We start from the raw sequence: 23,665 nt of genomic DNA, 5'->3' as shown, positions 1-23,665 counted from the left end.
AGGCGTTCTTATGACTCAATTTATTGCTGCCAAAGGATTAGCCAATCCGCATCTGCAAACTCTGGCACCGCGTTTCATTCGTAAGAAAGCACTGTTTGAACCGCTTTGGCAGACCCTGAATACTCCGGATGGTGATTTTCTCGATCTAGCTTGGAGTGAAGACTGGCAAACTGAGCAGGCTAAGAAAAAACCTGTTTTTGTCTTGTTTCATGGACTAGAAGGCTGCTTTTACAGCCCTTATGCCAATGGCCTGATGCACGCTTTTTCTCAACATGGCTGGCTGTCTGTGATGATGCATTTTCGCGGCTGCAGTGGTAAACCAAACCACCGTGCACGTGCGTATCATTCAGGTGAAGTAGAAGATGCACGTTTCTTCCTTGAGCAGCTAAATCAACAGCTACCAAATCAAACCAAAGTCGCAGTAGGGATTTCTCTTGGTGGCAACATGCTGGCTAACTATCTGGCGCAGTACAATCAAGAGCCACTACTTTCTGCAGCGACCATCGTCTCGGCACCGCTCGATCTATCGGCCTGTTCAGAGCGCATCGAGAAAGGCTTTTCCAAGGTGTACAAAACATACCTACTCTCATCTTTGAAGAAAAATGCTCTGCGTAAACATCACCTGATCAAAGGTGAACTCGATGTCTCTTACCAAAGCATTAAGCGTGTCACCAAACTGTTTGAATTTGATGACTTGATTACCGCTCCTTTACATGGATTTAAAGACGCACAAGATTATTATCAGAGGTGCTCCGGTATTCATCGACTCAAAGACATTCGCATACCGACACAAATCATTCATGCCAAAGACGACCCTTTCATGACAGATGCCGTGATCCCTAAGTATGTCCTCCCTGACAACATCGACTATCGACTGTTCGAACAAGGCGGACACGTAGGCTTCTTAACCGGCAGCGCGCTCAAACCGAGATTCTGGCTAGAAGAAGCGTTACCAGCCTACTACCAAAGTCTGGCGGTTTCTGGATAATAGCCGTCAACTTTTCGAGCATAAAAGACAGAGGTATTTATGATCGTTCCATGGCAACAAATTGACCCAGACACACTGGACAACCTGATTCGTGAATTCGTCCTGCGCGAAGGCACGGACTACGGCGAACTGGAAATTTCCCTGCAAGACAAAGTCGACCAAATCAAAAACCAGCTCGAATCAGGTGAAGCTGTTGTGGTGTTTTCTGAGCTTCACGAGACCGTCGACATTCAGCTCAAACAAAAGTTTTAATTTAAAGCACATCATACCGTGCCCTTCCAATAAAGCATGTTATAGTGACATGCAACAAGGGACAGTTATTTACAGACAAGGTTTGTCATGTCAGCAAAACATCCAATCATTGCCGTCACCGGTTCTTCTGGTGCAGGCACCACAACGACATCTGAAGCGTTCCGCAAAATGTTCAACATGATGAACGTGAAGCCCGCTTGGGTAGAAGGTGATAGCTTTCACCGCTTTACTCGCCCAGAGATGGATGTCGAAATTCGCAAAGCCCGTGAACAGGGGCGTCACATCAGCTACTTTGGTCCACAGGCGAACGACTTCCCAGCACTCGCTGAGTTTTTCCGCAAATACGGTAACGAAGGGACAGGCCAGGTACGCCGTTATCTGCACACGTTTGATGAAGCCGTACCTTACAATCAGATGCCGGGTACCTTTACTCCATGGCAAGAACTGCCAGAAAACTCTGATGTACTGTTTTATGAAGGCTTGCACGGTGGCGTAGTTGATGGTGATGTGAACGTTGCTCAGCACGTCGATTTTCTGATTGGCATGGTACCCATTGTTAACTTGGAATGGATCCAAAAGTTCGTTCGAGATACCCGAGATCGTGGTCACTCTCGTGAGGCCGTGATGGACTCCATTGTCCGTTCGATGGACGACTACCTTAACTACATCACTCCCCAGTTCTCGCGAACTCATATCAACTTCCAGCGCGTTCCAACAGTCGACACATCTAACCCACTCAACGCCAAAGGCATACCGAGCCTAGATGAAAGCTTTGTCGTGATTCGCCTGCGCGGAATTAAGAACGTCGATTTCCCTTACCTACTGGCAATGATTGATGGTTCGTTTATGTCTCGCCACAACACGCTCGTGGTGCCGGGCGGCAAAATGAGTTTCGCGGTCGAGTTGATTGTTCGCCCGATCTTGCAACAGTTAATCGAAACCGGAAAAATTGGCTAAGACTCGCGTTATAAACACGATTACTTTTCATACCGTGATCATGTGCACATTTTTGCGTACAAAATCGTAAGGTGTACCCGATTAAAATCAAGAAATCGATTTCAAAAAAAGATACTATTTGAAACCGAAACAAAGATGGCTTGCAGCATTTGAAAAGTGCTCTTATCCTAGTAGGTCTTGATTCAAGGCTTAGCTAAAACATGGAAAGCAGCAAGCGTACCCTGCAGAGGAAGTGAGATATTATGGTTCTAGGTAAACCTCAAACCGATCCAACATTAGAGTGGTTCCTTTCACACTGTCATATTCATAAGTACCCGTCAAAAAGCACGCTGATCCACGCGGGCGAAAAAGCAGAGACTCTTTACTACATTGTTAAAGGTTCTGTTGCAGTACTTATCAAAGACGAAGAAGGTAAGGAAATGATCCTTTCTTACCTAAACCAAGGTGACTTTATCGGTGAACTTGGTTTATTCGAAGAAGACCAAGAGCGTACGGCATGGGTTCGTGCGAAATCTCCTTGTGAAGTAGCAGAAATTTCATTCAAGAAATTCCGTCAGCTAATTCAAGTTAACCCTGACATCCTAATGCGCCTGTCTGCACAAATGGCAAGCCGTCTACAGGTAACCAGTCAGAAAGTGGGTGACTTGGCATTCCTAGACGTAACAGGCCGCATCGCACAAACACTGCTTAACCTGGCAAAACAGCCGGATGCAATGACGCACCCAGACGGCATGCAGATCAAGATCACTCGTCAAGAAATCGGTCAGATTGTTGGCTGTTCTCGTGAGACAGTAGGTCGTATCTTGAAGATGCTAGAAGAGCAGAACCTAATCTCTGCCCACGGTAAGACAATCGTTGTTTACGGTACTCGTTAATTTCGATTAACCGCTAAAATTTTAAAAGCCACCAATGGAGACATTGGTGGCTTTTTGTTTATATCGGATCCGGGAATCGGAAAGGACTTCTCGACTCCATCGGGTGAGAAGCCCGTTCTCGTCTATCTTATCCGTTAGTACTTTCGAAAATCTTATCAGCGGAAGCTGCAACAAACCCAGGGTAAAGTTCACCGTTGCTCATTGGGTAACGCTTAGCAAACTCATAGAAGCCACCAGGAACCATCTCAGTACCTTCAGTGAAGGTCACTGGCACTTTATCCGCCATCGTAGAAGATTGCTCAAGCAGCACATCCGGCGAGCCTTTCACTTCACCGCCTGATTCATTGATCGTAAAGCCAGCTTCACGTAGGTGGTCATTAACACCTTTCACTTCTTCAAACGCATCAAGCTGATTCACGCTAACCGTAAAGTGGTTAGCACCGTAGCCGTGTGCCGCTAGCCAAGAAGCGTATTCACTCTCTTTTGCTAGTAACTGATAATCAGCAAAACTCAGATCCCATAGACGCCCACCAGACAAGAACTCATGACCTTTTAGCTTATCGGTATCCAATTGCTCAACCAGCTTGGCAACAATGGCCTGAAGCTCTGGAGAACACTCGTTCACTTTTAGTTCACTGATAAAAACTTTTGGCTGTTTCGGGTCTGGATGCTCAAAGTGCTTCGCCACTAACTTCTTGCTTTCGAACTCGTAATCACCGCACGGCTTATAGCCAGCGTCGATAAACGGTTTGGCCAGTGTCTCAATCCCCAAAGGTGCGACATTAAATGTACGCAGCGCAATGTGGTCATTGATCAATGGCTCATTTTCCTGAAGCAGATGGTGAACTTTATCAGCAGAGGGACATAAGCGTTGAATATAGTCATTCCATAACGACTGGAATAAAACTTGTGGCGTCATAACGCCTCCTTGTTTGGGTTTGTCTACGTTAACGGAGTTATATTTATTGTTTATTTAATTTTATAAATGAGGCTATCTGACCAAATTTGTCCAGAAATCTGATCAGATAGCCTTCAACCTGTGACGTTTAAAAACCTCCCCCAAAAGGGAGGCGGTAAGGGAAACCCTTAAAATATTTTTATAACTCAACACCCGGGCTCAATGTGGCAGGTAGTAGAGTTTCACCACCTTCCATTGATGCCATTGGGTATGCGCAGTAATCTGCTGCGTAGTAAGCGCTTGGGCGTAAGTTACCCGAAGCGCCTGGACCACCGAATGGTGCATCACCGCTTGCGCCAGTTAGCTGACGGTTGCGATTGACGATACCAGCACGGATGTGGTCAACAAAGTAATCCCACTCGCTGTCATCGGTTGAAACCAGACCTGCCGACAAGCCGAAGCGCGTATCGTTTGCCAGTTCAACGGCTTTCTCCAAGCCTTGGTAACGCACCACTTGTAGTAGTGGCCCAAAGTACTCTTCATCTGGCAGATCAGCGATTGGCGTTACGTCGATGATGCCCGGAGAAACGAACGCCGCTTCACCCGCTTTCGCTTCTAGTAAGCTCACGCCGCCAAGGCTTTGCAAGTTTGTTTGCGCATTAAGAATAAAGTCAGCCGCTGCTTTAGAAATCTGGGGGCCCATAAATGGCGCAGGTTCAGCAAATGGCTGATCAACACGAATCTTCTCAGTTGCTTGAACAAGCTTGCTGACCAGTTGATCACCTTTCTCACCAACAGGAACGTACAGACGACGGGCACAAGTACAACGTTGACCTGCACTGATGAAAGCAGACTGAATAATGGTATACACGGTTGCATCCAGCTCGCCGTAGTTCTCAGAGATCACCATCGGGTTGTTGCCACCCATTTCTAGCGCCAACATTTTACCCGGCTGCCCTGCAAACTGGCGGTGCAGGATGTGACCTGTGTTTGCACTACCCGTGAACAATACGCCATCAATGCCTTTCGAATCCGCCAGCGCAACACCCGTTTCCTTCGCGCCCTGAACAAGGTTGATTACGCCTGCTGGTAAGCCTGCTTGTTGCCATAGTTTCATCGCGAACTCGCCAGTGAGTGGCGTTTGCTCTGAAGGCTTAAACACGACCGTGTTACCAGCAAGCAGTGCCGGAACAATGTGACCGTTAGGCAGATGACCAGGGAAGTTATAAGGGCCGAATACCGCCATCACACCCAGAGGGCGATGACGCAGAACAATCTGGTTGCCTGCCGCTTCGCGCGTCGCTTCACCAGTACGCTCATGGTAAGCACGGATAGAGATCGCAATCTTACCAGCCATAGCTGCCGCTTCAGTGCGCGTTTCCCAGATTGGTTTTCCGGTTTCTTTCGCGATAATTTCAGCGATTTGCTCGCTGTTCTCTTTTACTTTCTCAGCAAACGCCAGCACAACAGCTTCACGCTCAGCGTAAGTCAGCTTTTTCCAGCTCAAGAAAGCGTTTCGAGCCGCGCTCACTGCCGATTCAACCTGCGCAGGTGACGCACTGTCGCCCTGCCAGATCACTTCATTGTTGTATGGGCTGATCGAGTTCATCGATTCGCCCTGACCCGCAAGCCACTCGCCTGCAATCCAATGTGTCATGATTCTATTCCTTTCGATTACTGAGCCAGCATGCGAACGTATTCGCCTTCATTCACTTCCAGTGCTTTAGCAACATCAGGTGCCAGAATCACAGATTCAGAGGCCTGGTCATACGCGGCTTTAGCGGCCACGGCACGGAAGTTTTCAAACGACGTGTTTGAGATAAGGTAATCTTGCGAGCTGGTGTGCTCAGCAATGGTGATTTTCGCGCGGAATGAGTGGCGGACCGACTCAATGTTACGCACATCACACTCTACCGACGGGCCGCCATCAAAGATGTCGACGTAGTTACGGCAAGTGAAGCCTTCTTTCTCAAGTAAGCGCAATGCAGGCTTGGTATTTTCATGTACCTGACCAATCACCGCCTGAGCTTCTTTGCTCAGTAAGTTAATATAAATTGGTAGCTTAGGCATTAGATCGGCGATAAAGCCTTTCTTGCCGATACCCGTCAGGTAATCAGCCATAGTGAAATCAATCGAGAAGAAATGCTCTTGCAGCCATTGCCAGAATGGTGAGTTACCTTCTTCATCTGACACGCCACGCATTTCAGCAAATACCGTTTCTGAGAAACGATGCGGGTGTTCCGCCATCATCAAGAAACGACACTTCGACATTAGGCGACCATTCAGTCCGCCACGGAAATTCGGGCGCAAGAACAAGGTACAAATTTCACTACAACCCGTGTAGTTATTGCCAAATGTGAGCAGCTTAACCACATTATTCACCCCCAATTTTGGAGATGAATGCACAATAGTGCTGATGTGGTAAGAATAAAATGGCACATCCCAGCCAATCGAAGCTTCAATGCCTGTACAACCGGCGACTTCGCCAGTCTCACTATCGAAACCGACCATCAGGTAACCTTCGTCACCGGGTTCAGTCACTTCATTTTTGGCAAAGCTGTACTCAGAATGAGTAATACGGTTGGTTAACAGTTCTTCGTTAACCGGAAGAGATGTGAATCCATGACCCGATTCAACCGCACAGGTGTGCAGCGCATCGTAGTCCGACATTGCTATAGGGCGAACAACCAGCATCGATACTCCCTCCTGATGCAGGATACCAATGCTATCGGTCATCTATTCGTTGTTGCTGGTTAAAATCGCTAATCACTACGTTGTAGCTTATGAAGTTAGGCCCGCTAGCTTGCTGCAAGCTACGCCTTGTTCTAAGCAATTTTTCCTGCGCAGGTACTCAAACACATGACCGATAGCACTGGTATTGGGAGAACTGTTGCAATACAGCTCTCCCAGTTTGTTTATTTATTATTTAACTAGAGTGGCAAGTGCTTTATCTAGTTTTGCTAATCCTTCTGCGATTTCTTCTTTGGTGATAACCAGTGAAGGCGTAAAGCGAACTACATTCGCGCCTGCCACTAACACCATCAGACCTTCTTTACCTGCTGCAACCAGTACGTCACGCGCACGGCCTTGCCACTCATCGTTAAGCGCAGCGCCTAAAAGAAGGCCTTTGCCGCGAACTTCCGCGAACATGTTGTACTTATCATTAAGTTTAGCTAAACCGTCACGGAACAGAGCTTCGCGCTCTGCAACGCCAGCCAGAGTTTCTGGTGCGCTTACAATGTCGACGACCGCTTCTGCAACCGCACACGCAAGTGGGTTACCACCGTACGTTGAACCATGAGTTCCTACTTTCAGGTGCTTAGACAGTTCAGTGGTGGTTAGCATTGCGCCGATAGGGAAACCGCCACCGAGCGATTTTGCTGTGCTTAGGATATCTGGAGTGACACCCAGACCTTGGTAAGCGTAGAAGTGACCCGTACGGCCGTTACCTGTTTGAACTTCATCAAAGATAAGCAGTGCATTGTGCTTGTCACACAGTTCACGAACCGTTTGAACAAACTCATCTGTTGGAGAAATGATACCGCCTTCACCTTGAAGAGGTTCCATCATGATGGCACAAGTACGGTCAGAGATATGTTCGCGTAGCGCTTCTACATCGTTGTAAGGCAAATGAGTAACATCACCAGGTTTAGGACCAAAACCATCAGAATAAGCCGCTTGGCCACCAACCGTTACCGTAAAGAAAGTACGACCGTGGAAGCCTTGTTTGAAAGCGATGATTTCAGATTTCTCAGGACCAAACTTGTCAGCTGCGTAACGACGCGCCAGTTTCAGAGCTGCTTCGTTTGCTTCTGCACCTGAGTTAGCGAAGAACACTTTTTCTGCAAAGCTAACGTCTGTCAGCTTCTTCGCTAGGCGAAGTGCAGGTTCGTTTGTCATGACATTACTTAGATGCCATAGTTTTTGGCCTTGCTCCGTCAGAGCATTAACCATTGCAGGGTGACAATGACCCAAACAGCTCACGGCGATACCACCAGCAAAGTCGATGTACTCTTTGCCTTCCTGATCCCAAACACGAGCGCCTTCGCCCTTGACTGGAACCATTTCCATTGGGTTATAACAAGGTACCATCACCTCATCAAACAAACCGCGTTCTACTTTATTTTCGACTGTCATTGCACATTCCCTCTCGATACCGCATGCCAGGTAATTTTTGCATCCTTGCTTTCATTAAACGAAAGCACATATTGTTTTGCATTTAAGCAATTTCGGCATTGTATTTACATTTAATTAACCATTTCAATAGTGAATTATTCTTTTTACTTCACTGCTGAAAGTCTGTTCTGCATTAGCTTTGAGTATTTATGCATTAAGCCACTGCTTTTATGAAGCAATATATTCTTATAACAAAGATAAGCTGTAGTTAAGCATAGTAATAACAAGGGCGGAGAGTTAGGCAGGACAACGCCTGCGAATAGTTTTTCACATAATATCCGCACGCAAGAATATGAAAGAAATGTTAAAAAAAGTGATCCCAGTCAGGATTTATTGAGGCAATAAAAGAGGATTAGCGACGTAAAAAGTTGGCAAGTAACTCATGCCCTTGCTCAGTTTTGATCGATTCTGGGTGAAATTGCACCGCATCAATAGGCAAGGTTTTGTGCTGATAGCCCATGATTTCATCCATCGAGCCATCTTCAAGCTCCGTCCAAGCGGTGAGCTCAAAACACTCTGGCAGTGTGCCGTGTTGTACCACCAGTGAATGATAGCGCGTTACTGTGAGAGGGTTATTCAAGCCAGCAAAAACGCTGCGGCCGTTGTGTCGGATTGGGGATGTTTTCCCATGCATCACCTGACGAGCACGCACCACTTCGCCACCAAACACCTGAGCAATCGCCTGATGGCCTAAGCACACTCCCAGTATCGGCAGTTTACCGGCAAAGTGTTCTATCACCTCTAAGGTTATCCCCGCTTCATTAGGTGTACACGGCCCCGGAGAGATCACCAGATGGCTAGGTTTCATCGCTTCAATCGCTGCAATATCTGTTTCATCGTTACGCACAACCTTTACCTCTGCACCCAACTCGCAAAAGTACTGGTACAGGTTATAAGTAAAGGAATCGTAGTTATCGATGATTAACAGCATGGGTCTGGATTGGTGTTGATAAAATTGCTTGTCAGGGGCGGTATTGTGCAATACCAAGACGGAAAGGCAAGCAATAACTCCGCAAACGATAAAAATAACGCCAGCATAAGCTGGCGTTATGGGTTTACAGTACGTAATTAATCTCTATGTAAATTGATTCGCACATATATGGGGCAATCTAGTATTATACCGATTCCAAATTCTACCGCTGTACACCTAGCAACACTGCCTGTTGCTTGGCCGTATTTTCCATTCCATTTACTGACAATCAAAATTCATCATTACTACCAAAAACTTCCGCTTTGCTCTTAAAATCAGGGCTTATGTCCCCTTTTACCATCCACTCTGGCATATATAGAGTATCGACGCTTGGCTCAAGCCCCCAACGGTGATAAGCCAAAGAAGCAAGAGCAGTGATTAGCATGGCAATCCATTGCTCAGAGGCATAGGCATTGTCATGTTGCGGTTCATCCCTCATCCAGTATGTTTTATGATCCTTTAGGGCTTCTTTTAGTTTCTCCGGGTATAAGGTTTCCCTGTCAGAACTGTACATCGCATGAATCAAAGAGATTAGCGGCAAGTAGCGATATTGCACCTCTTCGACTCTGTGATCGACTCCTTTTCTGGTGGAACCAATTGCCTGAGGGTCAAAGACTTTTTGTGCCGCATCCTTTAGTAGCGTTTCTATATCAGATTCTGGATGCAAGACACCTTTCAATAACCGTAACATGGCTTTATCAAATTGCTTGTCTGCAGAGCTTGCGGTAAAAATATCCGCATCAATGAAAGAATCATTCATTTCGCATAGCTCAAAGGCACCATTGTAATCTTGAAGAATTAATGCCGCTGAGAATGGGATGACCCAATCATCTAAGCCTAAGCCGCTATCGTAAACCTTACCAACCGCAGAATAACAATGCTGGTTGACATTGATTGGTACCTGCGTGCCTGAATTAAATGTCATTCGAAAATATGCTTGCCCTAAGTGGTAGATGAGTTTCAGGTGCCACTCTAAATACGACTTTGGCTCCCCCTTAAGAAGGCGTTTTCCCAATACTTCTAGGTGCCACCCCTGCTGAGTAATGCAATTAAACTGATATCTTCCCGGTTCTAGACCCTCAAGGTCATCCCTGCACGGGGTCATATTTATCAACGGTTCTAACCACTGCCCTAATTTTATTGGGGAGTAATCATCTCCCCAATCTCGTTGACAGTACTCAATCACATGGTGATCTAATGTACATTTATTCATCTGGTTTAAATGCCTTCTCTTTATACTGTATCCGAGTTCCATTGCCTTTATTAAAAGCCGTCATCGATGAGCTTATACGAGCGATTAATAAATGAGGTTTGTCATTTGCTAATACTCAATCCTTAGACTTTTAGCTGGCTTACTTAGCGCTCAAACATTGAAGCAGCTAACTCAGGTATATGTAGCTAGGGAGATAACCGCACTCAAAATCTAGCGTCAAGCCATACTTCTCATATGCATACTTGGCCGCAGCCAGTAATGGCATAGCAACATAACCTTGAGCTCTTTGACTAAAGTCCTTGTCATGAGTCCACCATTCTTTGTGCATTTCCAAAGCACGATACATAGCGTTACGATAGGCGTCTTGATCTTGCTGGTGCACGTTTTTCATCACATCAAAAAAGCCAAGCGTGATCGTAATAGCATGAAAAGGTGCCCATTTACCTTGAATTAAGCTCTCTTTACTATCAACAAGAGCGGTCAGTTGATTGATTGCACCAGAAATATCTTCACTGTCTTTTAGCCCCAGCATATGCAAGACAATTTCACAATGGTGTGATTGCAGTTCAGCACGATGGAACACCTGATCACTGTTAAGTAAGCCCATGAGCAAGTTTAAATCTTGGTGACGCCCCGTAACAATCGCTAAATAGATCATTTCTAGCCATTCCGGAGAAGGGATCGATTGTATTTTCCCACTCGCAGGGATAGCGAAATCTACCCCTTGATAAGTGAAAGGAACGATCTCTCCCGCTGGCTGAACAAAAGTACGTTGCCATAACATTAAGTATTGCTGAGCAGTAAATAAATGATCGCTGACTTCTAGCTTGGAAACTGAAGGTAAGTGGTGGCCTATAGCAAATAGTTTAACAAAGTTGCTGTAACCCGTTTCAAAACCAAAATAGCTCTTGTCAGTATCGTCTAATGCCGACTGATTTGTTTTTAAAAGGCGCTTTAATGTAGCGTTATACACCCTTTCCTCACCTTTTAGGTTGTTTACATGAACTTTCAATTTATTTTTCATAATGGTGATACAATCTCAAATTTCACATTATTCGAACGTTTTATACTACCGTGTGTATTAAAGATAAGCTCAGTACTTCGATATTCTAAAATAATTACAGTCTCCGCTCATTTTGTAATCATTCAGTAGCGCTAAAGTCTCTCCTAACTCATCAGCTTGCTCCTTATAAGCTTTATCATTTTGATATTTCTTGCTTTTCAATGCACTGTTATACCACTTCTACATATGTGACCAAATCGCTTTATGGTAAACATCACACCATTGTTGAACAGCAATGATGATGCCTTATAACATCCAAGTTCACACTTATTTTAGTTTTATAAAATTATCACTACACATTGATATGACTTATAAATAAAATCCACTCTTCCTTAAGGTTTATCCTTAATTTCATATCAGCTGAGAACAATAATGAAACTAAAACATATCGCAGTGGCTTGCCTTTCAGCATTGGCTTTGAGCGCTTGTCAAACCACTAAAATCGAAGACTTAAAGACTACTGCAGACCAAAAAACTATTAATAAAGCAAAAGAACGGCTAAGTGAATACGAATGGTTAGAAGTCAGCGACAATGGTGTAATAAGCTACACAGAGGCATTGAGTGGGGAAGGTGGCAGATGGAAAACTTCACACGTTAAAGAGTTAGGTTATCGTTTGGCATGTGAAGACCTGCGTTGGTTTGTTGAATCCGGAATGATCGTCCGTGTTTATTACCGCGGTTCAGGTGGATACCTTGGCGATTATGATAAGGAACGATGTGAAACAGAAATTCCCTCCAATATATACGAATAAAAAAACCGCCACTGAATGTGGCGGTTTTTACTTGGTCTCTATAAAAGATTAGCTTATTTACGACGACGCCATAATGCTAAGCCAAACAATGACATTAGCGCACCAAAGCCGAACGAACCTGCCATGTTCAGTTCTAGGACTGCTGGATCGTGGTCAGAAGAGCGGAAGTGATCGTTGTATTTTGGCAAGTCACCTTTGTACTCGTCGTTGTAATCAAATAGCGTCGATTCGCCGCCATTGATATGCCAGTCTGTCGCATCCACAAAGTGCTTCTTCAGACTTGGGCTGATTAGCAGGTGGTCTAGCGCGCCCACTTCATCATTGTACGAGTAGCTCCAGCTATTTGGGTGCTTCGTCGCAACAGCATTGATGTAGTTGTACCCTTCAGTAATCACCGCACCGTTGTCACCAAACTGCTCTGTGTCACCAATGAAGGTATTACGTGCCGCTTTGATCTGCTTACCGTATTTCTCTTCACTGTAATCCGTCAGAACTAGCATCGGATCTTCCATACCGTAAGAATTCAAGTCACCAAGAATCACTTTATGACCTTTGATCTCTTTCAGCGCGTCGCCCAGTGCAACCGCCGCTGCAACACGGAAGTTTTCACAAGAACCTTGTTGGTCAGCATCGACACCGCCCTGACCACCTTGGTCAACAGGTGCTGCGTCTTCCCAACATTTAGAACCTTTCGATTTGAAGTGGTTGATGGCAACCGTGATCTTCTCATTAGTTCCTTTGATCTTGAACGTTGGCGCTAGAGAGTTACGCTGATAGTTCTTACCATCTTCGATCACTTTACCGTCGTCATCTAGTACTTCAGGCGCTTGCTGACTTGGCATCTCGATAACGCGTACTTCTTTCAGCTTCGCTACTTTAGAACGGTAAATAACGCCTGTTGTGATAACGTCAGTACCAATTGAGTCGTTCTCATCCGTCACTTTATCGCCATTGCTGTCAACGGCAACGAAGTCGTAACGGTCTTTCTTCTTATCGATACGCTGGTTTAGCTGCTCAACAAGCTGACGAATAGCACCACTGTCACCAAAGCCATTGTTTTCGATTTCCATCAAACCAATGATATCAGCGTCAAGGCGTAGAATTGCGTTAACAATCTTCGCCTGTTGAACTTCAAACTCTTCAAAGCTGTCTGCACCACGGTTGTCGCCGTGCTGGTTAGCGTCACCACCAAATGGGGAGTTGAAGTAGTTGAGTACATTGAATGTCGCGATACGAAGATCGCCTTCTTCCATATCGATGCCTTCAGTACGAGGATCGTTACGTACGAAGTTATCGTTAGTTAGCGTGTTAGTGGCAATCAGACGGTAATCACCGTAGCTGTAGCTTAGAACACCTTCTAGGCCAACGATGGTATCGTCGATGCGGATGTAGTCTTCTGTGGAACCATTCTGGTCAGCATCAGTGCGGCCAAAGTCTGGGTAGTAAGGAACCGTGCCGTTAGCTGCTTTTGCATCAGACTCAATGAACAGGCGACGCTCTGCGTTTTCAGTGCTCTGCTGTTTCGCTTCGTCAGAACCTGCTGCAAAGTTCTGGTTAGGGTGCATGTTGATGCGGCCTTGAGCTACAACCATGTTGTTACGACGCGATGCGTAATCGTAACCAAAGGTGCGAGTCACGCGCATATCCAACGCTTCAGTCGTCTTAACCAGCATGCCTTCATAGCGCTCTAGCGTCTGATCGAAGTTAGCGTCATCTGCCATCACTTCAATCGCCGTCGCTGCTGGAGCAGATTGCTCACCTTGCTTAACCCAGTTGTTGTTTTCCGCTTTTAGTTGCGTCAGGTTGTAGTTCTCTTGAACTTTACCTTTCACACAAACCACATCACCAGGCTGAAGATCAGAGCTTGACTGGTTAGTATGAACGAACAAACCTTCCGATGTTTTCGGGTTGTAGTCATCTTCCAGTGCTTGTAGATAGAAGCCCTTTGTTAGACCTGTGGTCACTGCACTAACCACACCTTTGACGAAGAAGTCTTCATCTGTGATGTATGGGTAGCCATTGATGAATGGAGACGTATCACCTTCACCTTGAATTTCTTGAATCGATGTAAAGACAGGTTCAGCACCATCTCGAGTACAAGCGAACGGCTCTGGAGTCTCACCGCCATCTAGTACACCTAGACCTTCGATGCTGTCTTTTGCCAGCGATGACCATTGAGAAGCGTCATAAGTAGAAGAAGGCGTCATCGCATCAACATTACGTACTAGAGTGACATCTTTTGCGAAATCTGAGCCGCCCATGTTACCCAATACGTCATGTACGTTGCCGTCTTTAAGTAGCGCAACCGGATCATTACCGTTAAATCCGATTACTGAACCATTTAGGATGTCGCTTACTGCTTTGATTTCATCACTTGAACTTGTGTGTGCAACAACCAGAACGCTTTGCGCTTCCAGTACACGACCATCTAGAGCCAGTTTGCTGCCCCACTCACCGCCGCCGTTGGTCGATTTCGCTAGCTCATAGCCATCCAGCGTCACTGCTGAATCGCCAGTGTTGGCAATCTCAATAGCTTTATTGTTACTGCTACCTTCAACGTACTGAGAAATTACGATATCCGCCATTGCTGGAGCGGAGAGAGCACTTGCGACCACTGCTGCAAGTAAGGTTGGGGTTAGTTTTTGTTTCATTCTGTCCACCTTGCATCGCTTTCCGTGTTGTATAGGGTTGAGAAAGCGTGTTCCAAATCACCTTTTCTATTGAGAAAAGACTTATAAAGCACGACAAGTGTTTATCTTTTTCATGAAACTAAAAACAACATTCAGTGACAGTGAGATTTCGATCTCATAGATATGCTGAATATTTGAAGAGACTTCAAAGTTTAAACATAAGGTGAAACGTTTGTTGCACAAATGAGAATAGATCGCTGATTTAGTTTAGCTTTTGCTTATAAATAGAATTAAAGCTCTAGAGGCAAATACAAATAAAGGCGCTGCGATTGCGCCTTTATTGATCAAGTGTTCGCGAGGTTTTATCCGTTAATTGAGGCGATTATTATCGTCTCCATCCTTACGCTCATATTCCCCTTCAAACGTATTACCGTCTTTAGGTTGTTGATTAAACGGATCTTGATCAAAAGGGCCTTGGAAGTTTCCAGAACCGAAACCACCTTGAAAGCCACCACCAACAGACTGCACCGTCATCTTACTCATAAGGTATTTTGCCATCGCAGCGCGTGGTGCCGGTAATAACACCAACATGCCGAGCGCATCGGTCATAAAGCCCGGTGTCAGCAGTAGTACCCCTGAGACCGCTAGCATCACACCTTCAAGAATTTGCTGAGCAGGCAGCTCGCCTTGCTGCAAGCGGTTTTGCACTGACATTAAGGTCTGCAAACCTTGGCTACGTACTAAAGACGCACCGACAAACGCGGTGATCAGTACCAGTGCGATCGTCGGCCACAATCCTAAGTAACCGCCAACCGAAATAAACAGGCCTATTTCAATAATAGGAACGAAAATAAACATCAATAATAAGATAGGAAACACGCGCCCTCCTTTGTTAAGCCCAGTGTAAGCCCAAAGCTGATTCAAGCTCAAATTAAAGCTGTAAAAAAGAGTGATAGAAACCTCAATAAACCACTACTACTTTGTGGTTATTAATACCCTGTTCATATCTTGCAAAAGTTTAACTAAACAAAAGCAAAAAAGGTGATCAAGCTACTATTTTTATCCGCTGGGTGCAGTATCATGAGCCCCATAAGTCAGGACGGATTTTACAGCCAAAAATTCTGACGAAAGGATTCTTACACTGCAGAATGGCTAGCATTTTACTTTATCATCAGAATAATTATCTAAGGATCCTGTGATGGCTACCCTAACTGATACTCCAAGCACTGCAGCTGCAGCCACTCGTATCGAAGAAGACCTACTTGGCGAACGCCACGTTCCTGCCGACGCTTACTACGGCATCCACACGCTACGCGCTATCGAAAACTTCAATATCTCTAATGTTACGATTTCAGACGTACCTGAATTTGTCCGTGGCATGGTTATGACCAAGAAAGCCGCGGCGTTAGCGAACAAAGAGTTAGGCGTTATTCCTAAAGATGTAGCGAAATACGTGGTTGAAGCGTGTGATTTGATCCTTGAAACAGGTAAGTGCATGGATCAGTTCCCTTCAGACGTCTTCCAAGGCGGTGCAGGCACATCAGTCAACATGAACACCAACGAAGTGATCGCCAACGTCGCACTTGAGCTGATGGGCAAGGAAAAAGGTCAGTACGAATTCGTTAATCCAAATGACCATGTTAATAAGAGCCAGTCGACTAACTGTGCTTACCCAACAGGTTTCCGTATCGCCGTTTACAACAGTGTTCACACTCTGATTGAAGCGATTGAATACCTGAAAGGTGCATTTGAGCTTAAGAGCCAAGAGTTCAAAGACGTGCTTAAAATGGGTCGTACTCAGCTTCAAGACGCGGTACCAATGACCGTAGGTCAAGAGTTCCACGCATGGGCTGTGACTCTGAATGAAGAAATCCGTGCCCTTGAGTACACTTCAAAGCTACTGCTTGAAATTAACTTAGGTGCCACTGCGATCGGTACCGGTTTGAACGCAGCTGAAGGCTATCAGAAACTGGCAGTGAAACACTTAGCTGACGTGACTGGCCTAGACGTAGTCCCAGCAGAAGATCTGATTGAAGCAACTTCAGACTGTGGTGCTTATGTAATGACACATGGCGCGCTGAAGCGTTTGGCGGTCAAGCTGTCTAAGATCTGTAATGACCTGCGCCTGCTATCTTCTGGCCCACGTTCAGGTCTAAACGAACTTAACCTCCCAGAGCTTCAAGCAGGCTCTTCTATCATGCCAGCTAAAGTTAACCCTGTGGTACCAGAAGTGGTCAACCAAGTCTGTTTCAAAGTACTGGGTAATGACAACACTATCTCATTTGCCGCAGAAGGTGGTCAGCTACAGCTAAACGTGATGGAACCTGTCATCGCGCAAAGCATGTTCGAGTCCATTTCTCTACTGTCTAACGCGTGTGTCAACTTGCGTGATAAATGTATCGATGGCATCACGGTCAACAAAGAGATCTGTGAAGGCTACGTTTACAACTCAATCGGTATCGTAACTTACCTGAACCCATACATTGGCCACCACGAAGGTGACATCGTCGGTAAGATTTGTGCAGAAACGGGTAAAAGCGTTCGTGAAGTAGTGCTAGAGCGTGGCTTACTGACCGAAGAAGAGTTGGACGATATCTTGAACGTTGAAAACTTTATGCATCCTAAGTATAAAGCGAAACGCTACGAATAAGATTGCTACCAAGGAGGGCCCAATAGGGCCCTTTTTTAGGCACTAATACGGTTAACCACAACTTTATCAGGGTTAACTCATTCAGTGGCTCCCTCCTTCCATTATCTAAACGTTTAGACACTGAGTGTTTAGATAATCGAATTTAAGTTAACAATATGAGGTATCTATTATGGTAGCGGTCGAACTGTTAGTCGTTCTGCTCTTTATCTTTTTAGGAGCAAGAATCGGCGGTATTGGCATCGGCTTTGCGGGCGGTGCAGGCGTTATCGCATTGTCATTAATACTTGGCGTACCGACCAGTCAGGCATACATTCCTGTTGATGTTATTCTGATCATTATGTCGGTTATCACAGCAATTGCTGCAATGCAAGTTGCCGGTGGTATGGATTGGTTAGTACAACTGGCAGAAAACTTCTTGCGCAAGAACCCTGAGCGCATCACCTTTTATGCGCCTATCGTCACTTTCCTAATGACATTAATGGCGGGTACAGGCCACACGGCATTTTCAACGCTACCGGTTATTGCGGAGGTCGCAAAAGGTCAGGGCGTTCGTCCATCTCGCCCTCTCTCTATTGCTGTGGTCGCATCACAAATCGCGATTACCGCTTCACCTATCTCAGCGGCGGTAGTGGCATTCGCTGCGATGCTGGCACCAATGGGGGTTGACTACCTGACACTGCTTGCGGTGTGCATCCCAACCACCTTCATCGCTTGTATGATTGGCGCCTTTGTCGCTAACTTCATGGGCAGTGAACTGAAAGACGATCCGATTTATCAAGAGCGTTTAGAGAAAGGCCTGATCAAACTCGCAACGGAAAAACAGCGCGACATTTTACCAACCGCGAAAACAGCTACGTACATTTTCCTTGCGGCAATTGGCTTCGTGGTTTGCTATGCGGCAGCCATCTCTAAATCAGTAGGTCTGATTGTTGACCCAGCACTTGGGCGTAACGAAGCCATCATGACAGTGATGCTAGCAGCGGCAGCAGCTATCGTTCTATTCACTAAGATTGACGCTTCAAAGATTCCTAACGCCTCGACTTTCCGTTCGGGCATGACCGCTTGTGTATGTGTTCTAGGTGTGGCTTGGTTAGGTTCAACCTTCGTCAATGCACACGTGGATGGCATTAAAGAGGTCGCAGGTGCGTTGCTGGCTGATTACCCATGGATGCTGGCCATGGTTCTGTTTTTTGCCTCTATGTTGCTTTACTCACAAGGCGCAACCACGGTCTCTCTGATGCCTGCTGCCCTTGCAATTGGTGTTGCTCCACTAACAGCAGTCGCGTCTTTCGCCGCAGTTAGCGCTCTGTTCGTTCTACCTACTTACCCAACGTTGCTTGCTGCAGTAGAAATGGATGACACAGGTTCAACTCGCATCGGTAGCTACGTATTTAACCACCCATTCTTCATCCCAGGTGTGGTAACCATTGCGTCAGCCGTTGCATTAGGCTTCACTTTCGGTGGCCTACTGATCTAATTAAAACGGTAAAAATAAAGGGAGCTTGTGCTCCCTTTTTTTAATTTTGTTCTCAATAAAAAATCTCACATCACAGTTTTATTTTGACTTTAATCAAAAGATCTTCCAAAAAATGCTCCTGAATGAAAATCCGAATCAATGAATAAAATTCCTTATTTTATTTATTCATCATCAATCATGACCCAAATAACTTGCCCTTACCTCTGGTAAAGGAATAGAAATCCATTTTAATTAAACAAATACCCTTGCGTTCTGAACTTGTTTAAAAACCAACAAAATAACACTGAATATTTTTGTGAAGATCACCAAAGTTAGAAAACTCATCAATAATTAAAATAACCTCCAAGAGCTATTCGTAATCAGCTCAAAATAATTATCACAATTCCAATAACTTAATATTTGTGAGTTTATATTTATAACTCTAGTCGCTGATTCACTTTTATTTGTTATTCAACAAGTAAGAGTAAGGAGATCACCATGACCACCCAAACTGTACCTACCGAAGAAAAAAAAGGCGGCTTCTTTGCCAACTTTAAGTTCCCTTCCGCTTACACGATTCTGTTTATTTTAATTGCACTGGTCGCGATGCTGACCTGGATTGTACCTGCTGGCCAGTATGATCGCGCAATGAATGAAGATTTGGGTCGAGAAGTCCCTGTAACTGGTACTTATCAAGCTGTAGAAGGCAACCCTCAAGGTGTCATTGACGTACTACTAGCACCGATTGACGGCTTCTATGACCACAATAGCTACGAAGCCGCCGCAATTGATGTTTCTCTGTTCATCCTTGTCATTGGTGGCTTCCTAGGGCTAGTGACAAAAACGGGCGCCATCGATGCTGGGATTGAGCGCGTAACACAGCGTCTTCAAGGCCGAGAAGAGATGATGATTCCCATTCTAATGGCTCTGTTTGCTGCCGGGGGAACCGTCTACGGCATGGCCGAAGAATCCTTGCCATTCTACACCCTGTTAGTACCGGTGATGATGGCTGCGCGCTTCGACCCACTGGTTGCCGCAGCCACTGTGCTACTTGGCGCGGGCATTGGTGTATTGGGCTCCACCATCAATCCATTTGCCACCGTCATTGCTGCTAACGCTTCTGGAATTCCGTTTACCGATGGCATCATGCTACGTGCCTTAATGCTGGTGATCGGCTGGGTCATTTGTGTCGCCTACGTGATGCGCTATGCCCGTATGGTGCGTGAAGACCAGAGCAAATCGATTGTTTACGATAAATACGAAGAGAACAAAGCGCATTTCCTTGGTAATCAAACTGGCGAATCTCTTGAGTTCACCACCACACGTAAAGTCATTTTAACCATCTTCGGCGGCTCATTCGGTGTGATGATCTATGGTGTCTCTGTTGCTGGTTGGTGGATGGCAGAAATCTCAGCCATGTTCTTAGCGGCAACAATTTTAGTCGGACTCGTCGCACGTATGAGCGAAGAAGAGTTCACCAACAGCTTTATTGATGGTGCTCGTGACCTACTTGGCGTAGCGCTGATCATCGGTATTGCGCGCGGGATTGTAGTTGTCATGGACCGCGGCATGATCACTGATACCATCTTGTACTCAGCGGAGCAGATGGTGACCGGTCTGTCGTCGGTCGTGTTCATTAATGTCATGTTCTTCCTTGAGATATTGCTATCTTTCCTTGTGCCTTCCACCTCTGGTCTGGCAGTACTCACTATGCCGATTATGGCTCCACTCGCAGACTTTGCTGGTGTCGGACGCGACCTAGTCATCACGGCTTATCAATCGGCTTCTGGCTTGGTCAACCTCGTTACTCCCACTTCGGCAGTCGTTATGGGCGGCCTTGCCATTGCCCGGGTGCCTTATGTGCGCTGGGTGAAATGGGTGGCACCATTGCTAGCCATTCTGACGCTATTCTGTGTTGTGATGATCAGCATTGGTGCGCTTATCTAACCTGCTCTTTTCCTTACACTCGCTCACAGGATGTGAGCCCCCAAAGCCGCCTTAGTGCGGCTTTTCTTTTGTCTGTTCAGCTGAAAATTAGAAAAACTATTCCTATCTATAATTTTCATTTATCCAATATTAATTCCCTCAAACAATCCTAGGCATTTAATATGTGATCGACATTAAATTTATTATCAAAAGTTTTGTTATAAAACGAATAGTTCAACACTTAAAAGCAATTATCTAGAAAGTTAGAGTGCATAATTTCAATCTAATATACTCTTTGTAAATAATTTATATTTGAATATTTTTCCTTGGTAAGGATATTAATCAGACACTCAACCTCAACTTATGCATAAACTTCCCTTTTAAATGGTTAAATAGGGGGTTCACATACCAATAACAACTGCATAGATATTGTTAATCCCCTTGAAAACACTGGCTTTAGGCATAAAAAACGAACTGTGATTGATCTCTAAGATTCCTACCCAGACAAGCGTAATATGAATTCCAGAAACAAAATAAGTGAATAAATAAATTCGCTCTTCTATTCCCTACAAATTAAATATTAGTTTTTAAGTTTTAAAACTAATTAAAAATATAAGAGAGATACGATCATGAGTAAGTTATACGTAGGTTCTGAAATCGGTCAATTACGTCGCGTTCTGGTGCATCGCCCAAGACGAGCACTGACTCACCTGACGCCTTCCAACTGCCACGATCTGCTATTTGATGACGTACTTGCCGTCGAGCGAGCAGGTAAAGAGCACGATGTGTTCACTCAAACTCTGCGCGACCAAGGTGTGGAAGTGTTACTGCTTACTGACTTACTTGCAGACACGCTGGCGGTAGCAGAAGCCAAAGACTGGCTGCTAAGTCGTCAGGTATCGGATTACCGTTTAGGTAAAACTTTTGCCAATGACGTTCGTTGCTACTTAGGTGACTTACCCAATGTTGAGCTGGCTAAGATTCTTACCGGTGGTCTTTCTTATGCTGAAATGCCGATGAAATCCTCATCTATGATGCAGGGGCTTCATGCACCAACAGATTTCATCATTGAGCCATTACCAAACCACCTATTTACCCGCGACACTTCTTGCTGGGTCTATGGCGGTGTCTCTATCAACCCAATGGCTAAGCCAGCCCGTCAACGTGAAACCAACCACGTTCGTGCTATCTACCGCTGGCACCCAAGCTTTGCTGGTCAGGACTTCATCAAATACTTCGGTGATGAAGAGAAAATCTACGACAACTCCACCATTGAAGGCGGCGATGTCTTAGTCATTGGTAAAGACGCCGTGCTGATTGGTATGTCAGAGCGCACAACCGCTCAAGGTGTTGAGCATCTTGCTTCTGGCTTGTTCAAACATGGTCAAGCTAAACAAGTGATTGCGATGGAGCTGCCAAAACATCGTTCATGCATGCACTTAGACACAGTCATGACTCATATGCGTGAAGATACCTTCTCTGTTTACCCAGAAGTGATGCGCAAAGATGTCAAGTGCTGGAGCCTGACTGGCGATGCATCTGGCGCTGTGAATGTCAAAGAAGAAGGTTACTTCGTGACGGCTATCGAGAAAGCACTTGGCGTCGACCAACTCAACCTTATCACCACTGGCGGTGACAACTTCAACGCAGAGCGTGAACAGTGGAACGATGCTAACAACGTTCTCACCGTTAAGCCTGGTGTCGTGATCGGATACGAAGGAAATACCTACACCAACGAGAAGTACGACAAAGCAGGCATCACAGTATTGCCAATTCCTGGCGATGAGCTGGGTCGTGGCCGCGGCGGTGCACGCTGCATGAGCTGCCCAATCGAACGTGATGGTATTTAAGTAACGGATAAGTTGGCGAGAGCGACTTAGCTCTCGCCCTCAGCAGAGAGATTAAAGCAATGACAAAACAAACTGTAGTTGTCGCACTTGGTGGAAACGCCCTACTTCGCCGCGGTGAACCATTGGAAGCCGAAGTACAGCGTCAGAACATCGAAATTGCCGTCAAAACCATTTCGGAAATTGCTCAGGAATACAACGTCGTACTTGTACACGGTAATGGCCCACAGGTTGGCTTACTGGCGTTACAAGGTTTGGAGTACAAGAAGGTAGCACCATACCCACTTGATGTTCTGGGCAGTGAAACGCAAGGCATGATTGGTTACATGTTGATGCAAGAGTTCAAAAACCAAATGCCGAACATCAACGCCACTTGCATGCTAACTCAGATGACAGTGGACCCCAATGATCCGGCATTCGCTGACCCAACCAAACCCATCGGCCCGATTTATGAAGAAGCCGAGGCACGTGAACTGGCAGAGAAGTACCACTGGACCATCAAACCAGACGGTCAGCACTTTCGCCGCGTCGTGCCTAGCCCACAACCAACAGGCATCATCGAACACGAAGCGATCACCAAGCTCATCGACGAAGGCCACTTAGTGATTTGTACTGGCGGTGGCGGCATCCCAGTCAAAAAAGAGAATGGCAAACTGGTCGGTGTCGAAGCGGTGATTGATAAGGATATGTCCGCAGCATTCCTTGCCAAGCAGCTAAATGCAGACGCCCTGCTCATCCTCACTGACGCAGATGCGGTTTACCTCGATTGGGGCAAGCCTACTCAACATGCGCTGCGCAGCACTAACCCAACCGAATTAGCACAGTACCAATTTGACGCTGGCTCAATGGGGCCAAAAATCGAAGCGTCATGCGAGTTCGTCAAGCAAGGTGGCAAAGTGGTCGGTATCGGCTCACTGGAAGATGGTTTACGCATTCTTCAGGGCACGGCAGGCACCAATATCACCAAAGGCTAATTACCAGCAGTCCTGACTTGAGTCAGGGCTGAGATGA

The 23,665-nt window shown here is 45.8% G+C and carries 19 protein-coding genes; 10 read left to right on the top strand and 9 right to left on the bottom strand.

Annotation, left to right across the window (positions count from 1 at the left end; genetic code table 11):
* The first annotated feature begins 10 nt into the window (after positions 1-10).
* The 4 genes from IX95_RS23055 to crp all read left to right on the top strand — a co-directional run bounded on the left by IX95_RS23055 (position 11) and on the right by crp (position 3,072).
* Positions 11-988, top strand: coding sequence for a hydrolase (locus tag IX95_RS23055; RefSeq protein WP_019276786.1), 978 nt, complete (start codon positions 11-13; stop codon positions 986-988).
* Positions 989-1,027: 39 nt separating this feature from the next.
* The gene (locus tag IX95_RS23050; protein ID WP_019276787.1) at positions 1,028-1,240 is read left to right on the top strand and encodes a YheU family protein; all 213 of its coding nucleotides are present in this window, start codon (positions 1,028-1,030) and stop codon (positions 1,238-1,240) included.
* A gap of 87 nt (positions 1,241-1,327) precedes the next feature.
* Positions 1,328-2,197: a phosphoribulokinase gene (locus tag IX95_RS23045; RefSeq protein WP_019276788.1), complete on the top strand. Its 870-nt coding sequence runs from the start codon at positions 1,328-1,330 to the stop codon at positions 2,195-2,197.
* Positions 2,198-2,439: 242 nt separating this feature from the next.
* A complete protein-coding gene (crp, locus tag IX95_RS23040) occupies positions 2,440-3,072 on the top strand; it encodes a cAMP-activated global transcriptional regulator CRP (RefSeq protein WP_004410522.1) in 633 nt (210 codons plus the stop codon).
* Between the two features lie 127 nt (positions 3,073-3,199).
* On the opposite strand, the gene IX95_RS23035 is transcribed toward crp, so the two are convergent.
* From IX95_RS23035 to IX95_RS23005, 7 genes are all read right to left on the bottom strand, one after another.
* Positions 3,200-3,991: a DUF1338 domain-containing protein gene (locus IX95_RS23035; RefSeq protein WP_006963236.1), complete on the bottom strand. Its 792-nt coding sequence runs from the start codon at positions 3,989-3,991 to the stop codon at positions 3,200-3,202.
* A 178-nt stretch (positions 3,992-4,169) separates the two neighbouring features.
* Positions 4,170-5,627 carry a succinylglutamate-semialdehyde dehydrogenase gene (astD, locus tag IX95_RS23030; RefSeq protein ID WP_038164321.1) on the bottom strand — a complete coding sequence of 486 codons (1,458 nt, stop codon included), beginning with the start codon at positions 5,625-5,627 and terminating at the stop codon, positions 4,170-4,172.
* A 17-nt stretch (positions 5,628-5,644) separates the two neighbouring features.
* The gene (gene astA, locus IX95_RS23025) at positions 5,645-6,664 is read right to left on the bottom strand and encodes an arginine N-succinyltransferase (protein WP_006963238.1); all 1,020 of its coding nucleotides are present in this window, start codon (positions 6,662-6,664) and stop codon (positions 5,645-5,647) included.
* Positions 6,665-6,892: 228 nt separating this feature from the next.
* Positions 6,893-8,107, bottom strand: coding sequence for an aspartate aminotransferase family protein (locus tag IX95_RS23020; RefSeq protein ID WP_038164319.1), 1,215 nt, complete (start codon positions 8,105-8,107; stop codon positions 6,893-6,895).
* Between the two features lie 391 nt (positions 8,108-8,498).
* A complete protein-coding gene (locus IX95_RS23015) occupies positions 8,499-9,077 on the bottom strand; it encodes an aminodeoxychorismate/anthranilate synthase component II (protein WP_038164317.1) in 579 nt (192 codons plus the stop codon).
* Positions 9,078-9,345: 268 nt separating this feature from the next.
* Positions 9,346-10,041, bottom strand: coding sequence for an Imm49 family immunity protein (locus IX95_RS23010; protein WP_235202662.1), 696 nt, complete (start codon positions 10,039-10,041; stop codon positions 9,346-9,348).
* Positions 10,042-10,495: 454 nt separating this feature from the next.
* The gene (locus IX95_RS23005; RefSeq protein ID WP_038164312.1) at positions 10,496-11,353 is read right to left on the bottom strand and encodes an immunity 49 family protein; all 858 of its coding nucleotides are present in this window, start codon (positions 11,351-11,353) and stop codon (positions 10,496-10,498) included.
* Positions 11,354-11,764: 411 nt separating this feature from the next.
* On the opposite strand from IX95_RS23005, the gene IX95_RS23000 reads away from it, so the two are divergent.
* The gene (locus IX95_RS23000; protein WP_038164311.1) at positions 11,765-12,145 is read left to right on the top strand and encodes a hypothetical protein; all 381 of its coding nucleotides are present in this window, start codon (positions 11,765-11,767) and stop codon (positions 12,143-12,145) included.
* Between the two features lie 53 nt (positions 12,146-12,198).
* Here the strand turns inward: IX95_RS23000 and IX95_RS22995 are convergent, their stop codons facing one another.
* The gene (locus IX95_RS22995) at positions 12,199-14,796 is read right to left on the bottom strand and encodes an ExeM/NucH family extracellular endonuclease (RefSeq protein ID WP_038164309.1); all 2,598 of its coding nucleotides are present in this window, start codon (positions 14,794-14,796) and stop codon (positions 12,199-12,201) included.
* A gap of 348 nt (positions 14,797-15,144) precedes the next feature.
* The gene (locus IX95_RS22990) at positions 15,145-15,654 is read right to left on the bottom strand and encodes an FxsA family protein (RefSeq protein WP_038164307.1); all 510 of its coding nucleotides are present in this window, start codon (positions 15,652-15,654) and stop codon (positions 15,145-15,147) included.
* A 319-nt stretch (positions 15,655-15,973) separates the two neighbouring features.
* On the opposite strand from IX95_RS22990, the gene aspA reads away from it, so the two are divergent.
* From aspA to arcC, 5 genes are all read left to right on the top strand, one after another.
* On the top strand, positions 15,974-17,425 hold the full coding sequence (gene aspA / locus IX95_RS22985) for an aspartate ammonia-lyase (RefSeq protein WP_006963249.1): 1,452 nt from the start codon (positions 15,974-15,976) through the stop codon (positions 17,423-17,425).
* Positions 17,426-17,594: 169 nt separating this feature from the next.
* Positions 17,595-18,902, top strand: coding sequence for an anaerobic C4-dicarboxylate transporter (locus tag IX95_RS22980; RefSeq protein WP_038164305.1), 1,308 nt, complete (start codon positions 17,595-17,597; stop codon positions 18,900-18,902).
* Positions 18,903-19,379: 477 nt separating this feature from the next.
* Complete coding sequence (locus IX95_RS22975) at positions 19,380-20,828, top strand: YfcC family protein (protein ID WP_038164303.1); 1,449 nt, start codon at positions 19,380-19,382, stop codon at positions 20,826-20,828.
* 608 nt (positions 20,829-21,436) lie between these two features.
* On the top strand, positions 21,437-22,657 hold the full coding sequence (gene arcA, locus IX95_RS22970) for an arginine deiminase (protein ID WP_006963252.1): 1,221 nt from the start codon (positions 21,437-21,439) through the stop codon (positions 22,655-22,657).
* A 59-nt stretch (positions 22,658-22,716) separates the two neighbouring features.
* On the top strand, positions 22,717-23,628 hold the full coding sequence (arcC, locus tag IX95_RS22965; protein WP_038164301.1) for a carbamate kinase: 912 nt from the start codon (positions 22,717-22,719) through the stop codon (positions 23,626-23,628).
* The last annotated feature ends 37 nt before the right edge of the window (positions 23,629-23,665 follow it).

The sequence above is a fragment of the Vibrio sp. B183 genome (assembly GCF_000740665.1).
GTDB classification, from domain to species: Bacteria; Pseudomonadota; Gammaproteobacteria; order Enterobacterales; family Vibrionaceae; genus Vibrio; species Vibrio coralliilyticus.
This window is presented reverse-complemented; position numbering and strand designations above follow the sequence as displayed.

Coding starts and splice junctions, on each gene's coding strand:
- IX95_RS23055 (WP_019276786.1), top strand. CDS start 11: ATGACTCAATTTATTGCTGCCAAAGGATTAGCCAATCCGCATCTGCAA.
- IX95_RS23050 (WP_019276787.1), top strand. CDS start 1,028: ATGATCGTTCCATGGCAACAAATTGACCCAGACACACTGGACAACCTG.
- IX95_RS23045 (WP_019276788.1), top strand. CDS start 1,328: ATGTCAGCAAAACATCCAATCATTGCCGTCACCGGTTCTTCTGGTGCA.
- crp (WP_004410522.1), top strand. CDS start 2,440: ATGGTTCTAGGTAAACCTCAAACCGATCCAACATTAGAGTGGTTCCTT.
- IX95_RS23035 (WP_006963236.1), bottom strand. CDS start 3,991: ATGACGCCACAAGTTTTATTCCAGTCGTTATGGAATGACTATATTCAA.
- astD (WP_038164321.1), bottom strand. CDS start 5,627: ATGACACATTGGATTGCAGGCGAGTGGCTTGCGGGTCAGGGCGAATCG.
- astA (WP_006963238.1), bottom strand. CDS start 6,664: ATGCTGGTTGTTCGCCCTATAGCAATGTCGGACTACGATGCGCTGCAC.
- IX95_RS23020 (WP_038164319.1), bottom strand. CDS start 8,107: ATGACAGTCGAAAATAAAGTAGAACGCGGTTTGTTTGATGAGGTGATG.
- IX95_RS23015 (WP_038164317.1), bottom strand. CDS start 9,077: ATGCTGTTAATCATCGATAACTACGATTCCTTTACTTATAACCTGTAC.
- IX95_RS23010 (WP_235202662.1), bottom strand. CDS start 10,041: ATGACATTTAATTCAGGCACGCAGGTACCAATCAATGTCAACCAGCAT.
- IX95_RS23005 (WP_038164312.1), bottom strand. CDS start 11,353: ATGAAAAATAAATTGAAAGTTCATGTAAACAACCTAAAAGGTGAGGAA.
- IX95_RS23000 (WP_038164311.1), top strand. CDS start 11,765: ATGAAACTAAAACATATCGCAGTGGCTTGCCTTTCAGCATTGGCTTTG.
- IX95_RS22995 (WP_038164309.1), bottom strand. CDS start 14,796: ATGAAACAAAAACTAACCCCAACCTTACTTGCAGCAGTGGTCGCAAGT.
- aspA (WP_006963249.1), top strand. CDS start 15,974: ATGGCTACCCTAACTGATACTCCAAGCACTGCAGCTGCAGCCACTCGT.
- IX95_RS22980 (WP_038164305.1), top strand. CDS start 17,595: ATGGTAGCGGTCGAACTGTTAGTCGTTCTGCTCTTTATCTTTTTAGGA.
- IX95_RS22975 (WP_038164303.1), top strand. CDS start 19,380: ATGACCACCCAAACTGTACCTACCGAAGAAAAAAAAGGCGGCTTCTTT.
- arcA (WP_006963252.1), top strand. CDS start 21,437: ATGAGTAAGTTATACGTAGGTTCTGAAATCGGTCAATTACGTCGCGTT.
- arcC (WP_038164301.1), top strand. CDS start 22,717: ATGACAAAACAAACTGTAGTTGTCGCACTTGGTGGAAACGCCCTACTT.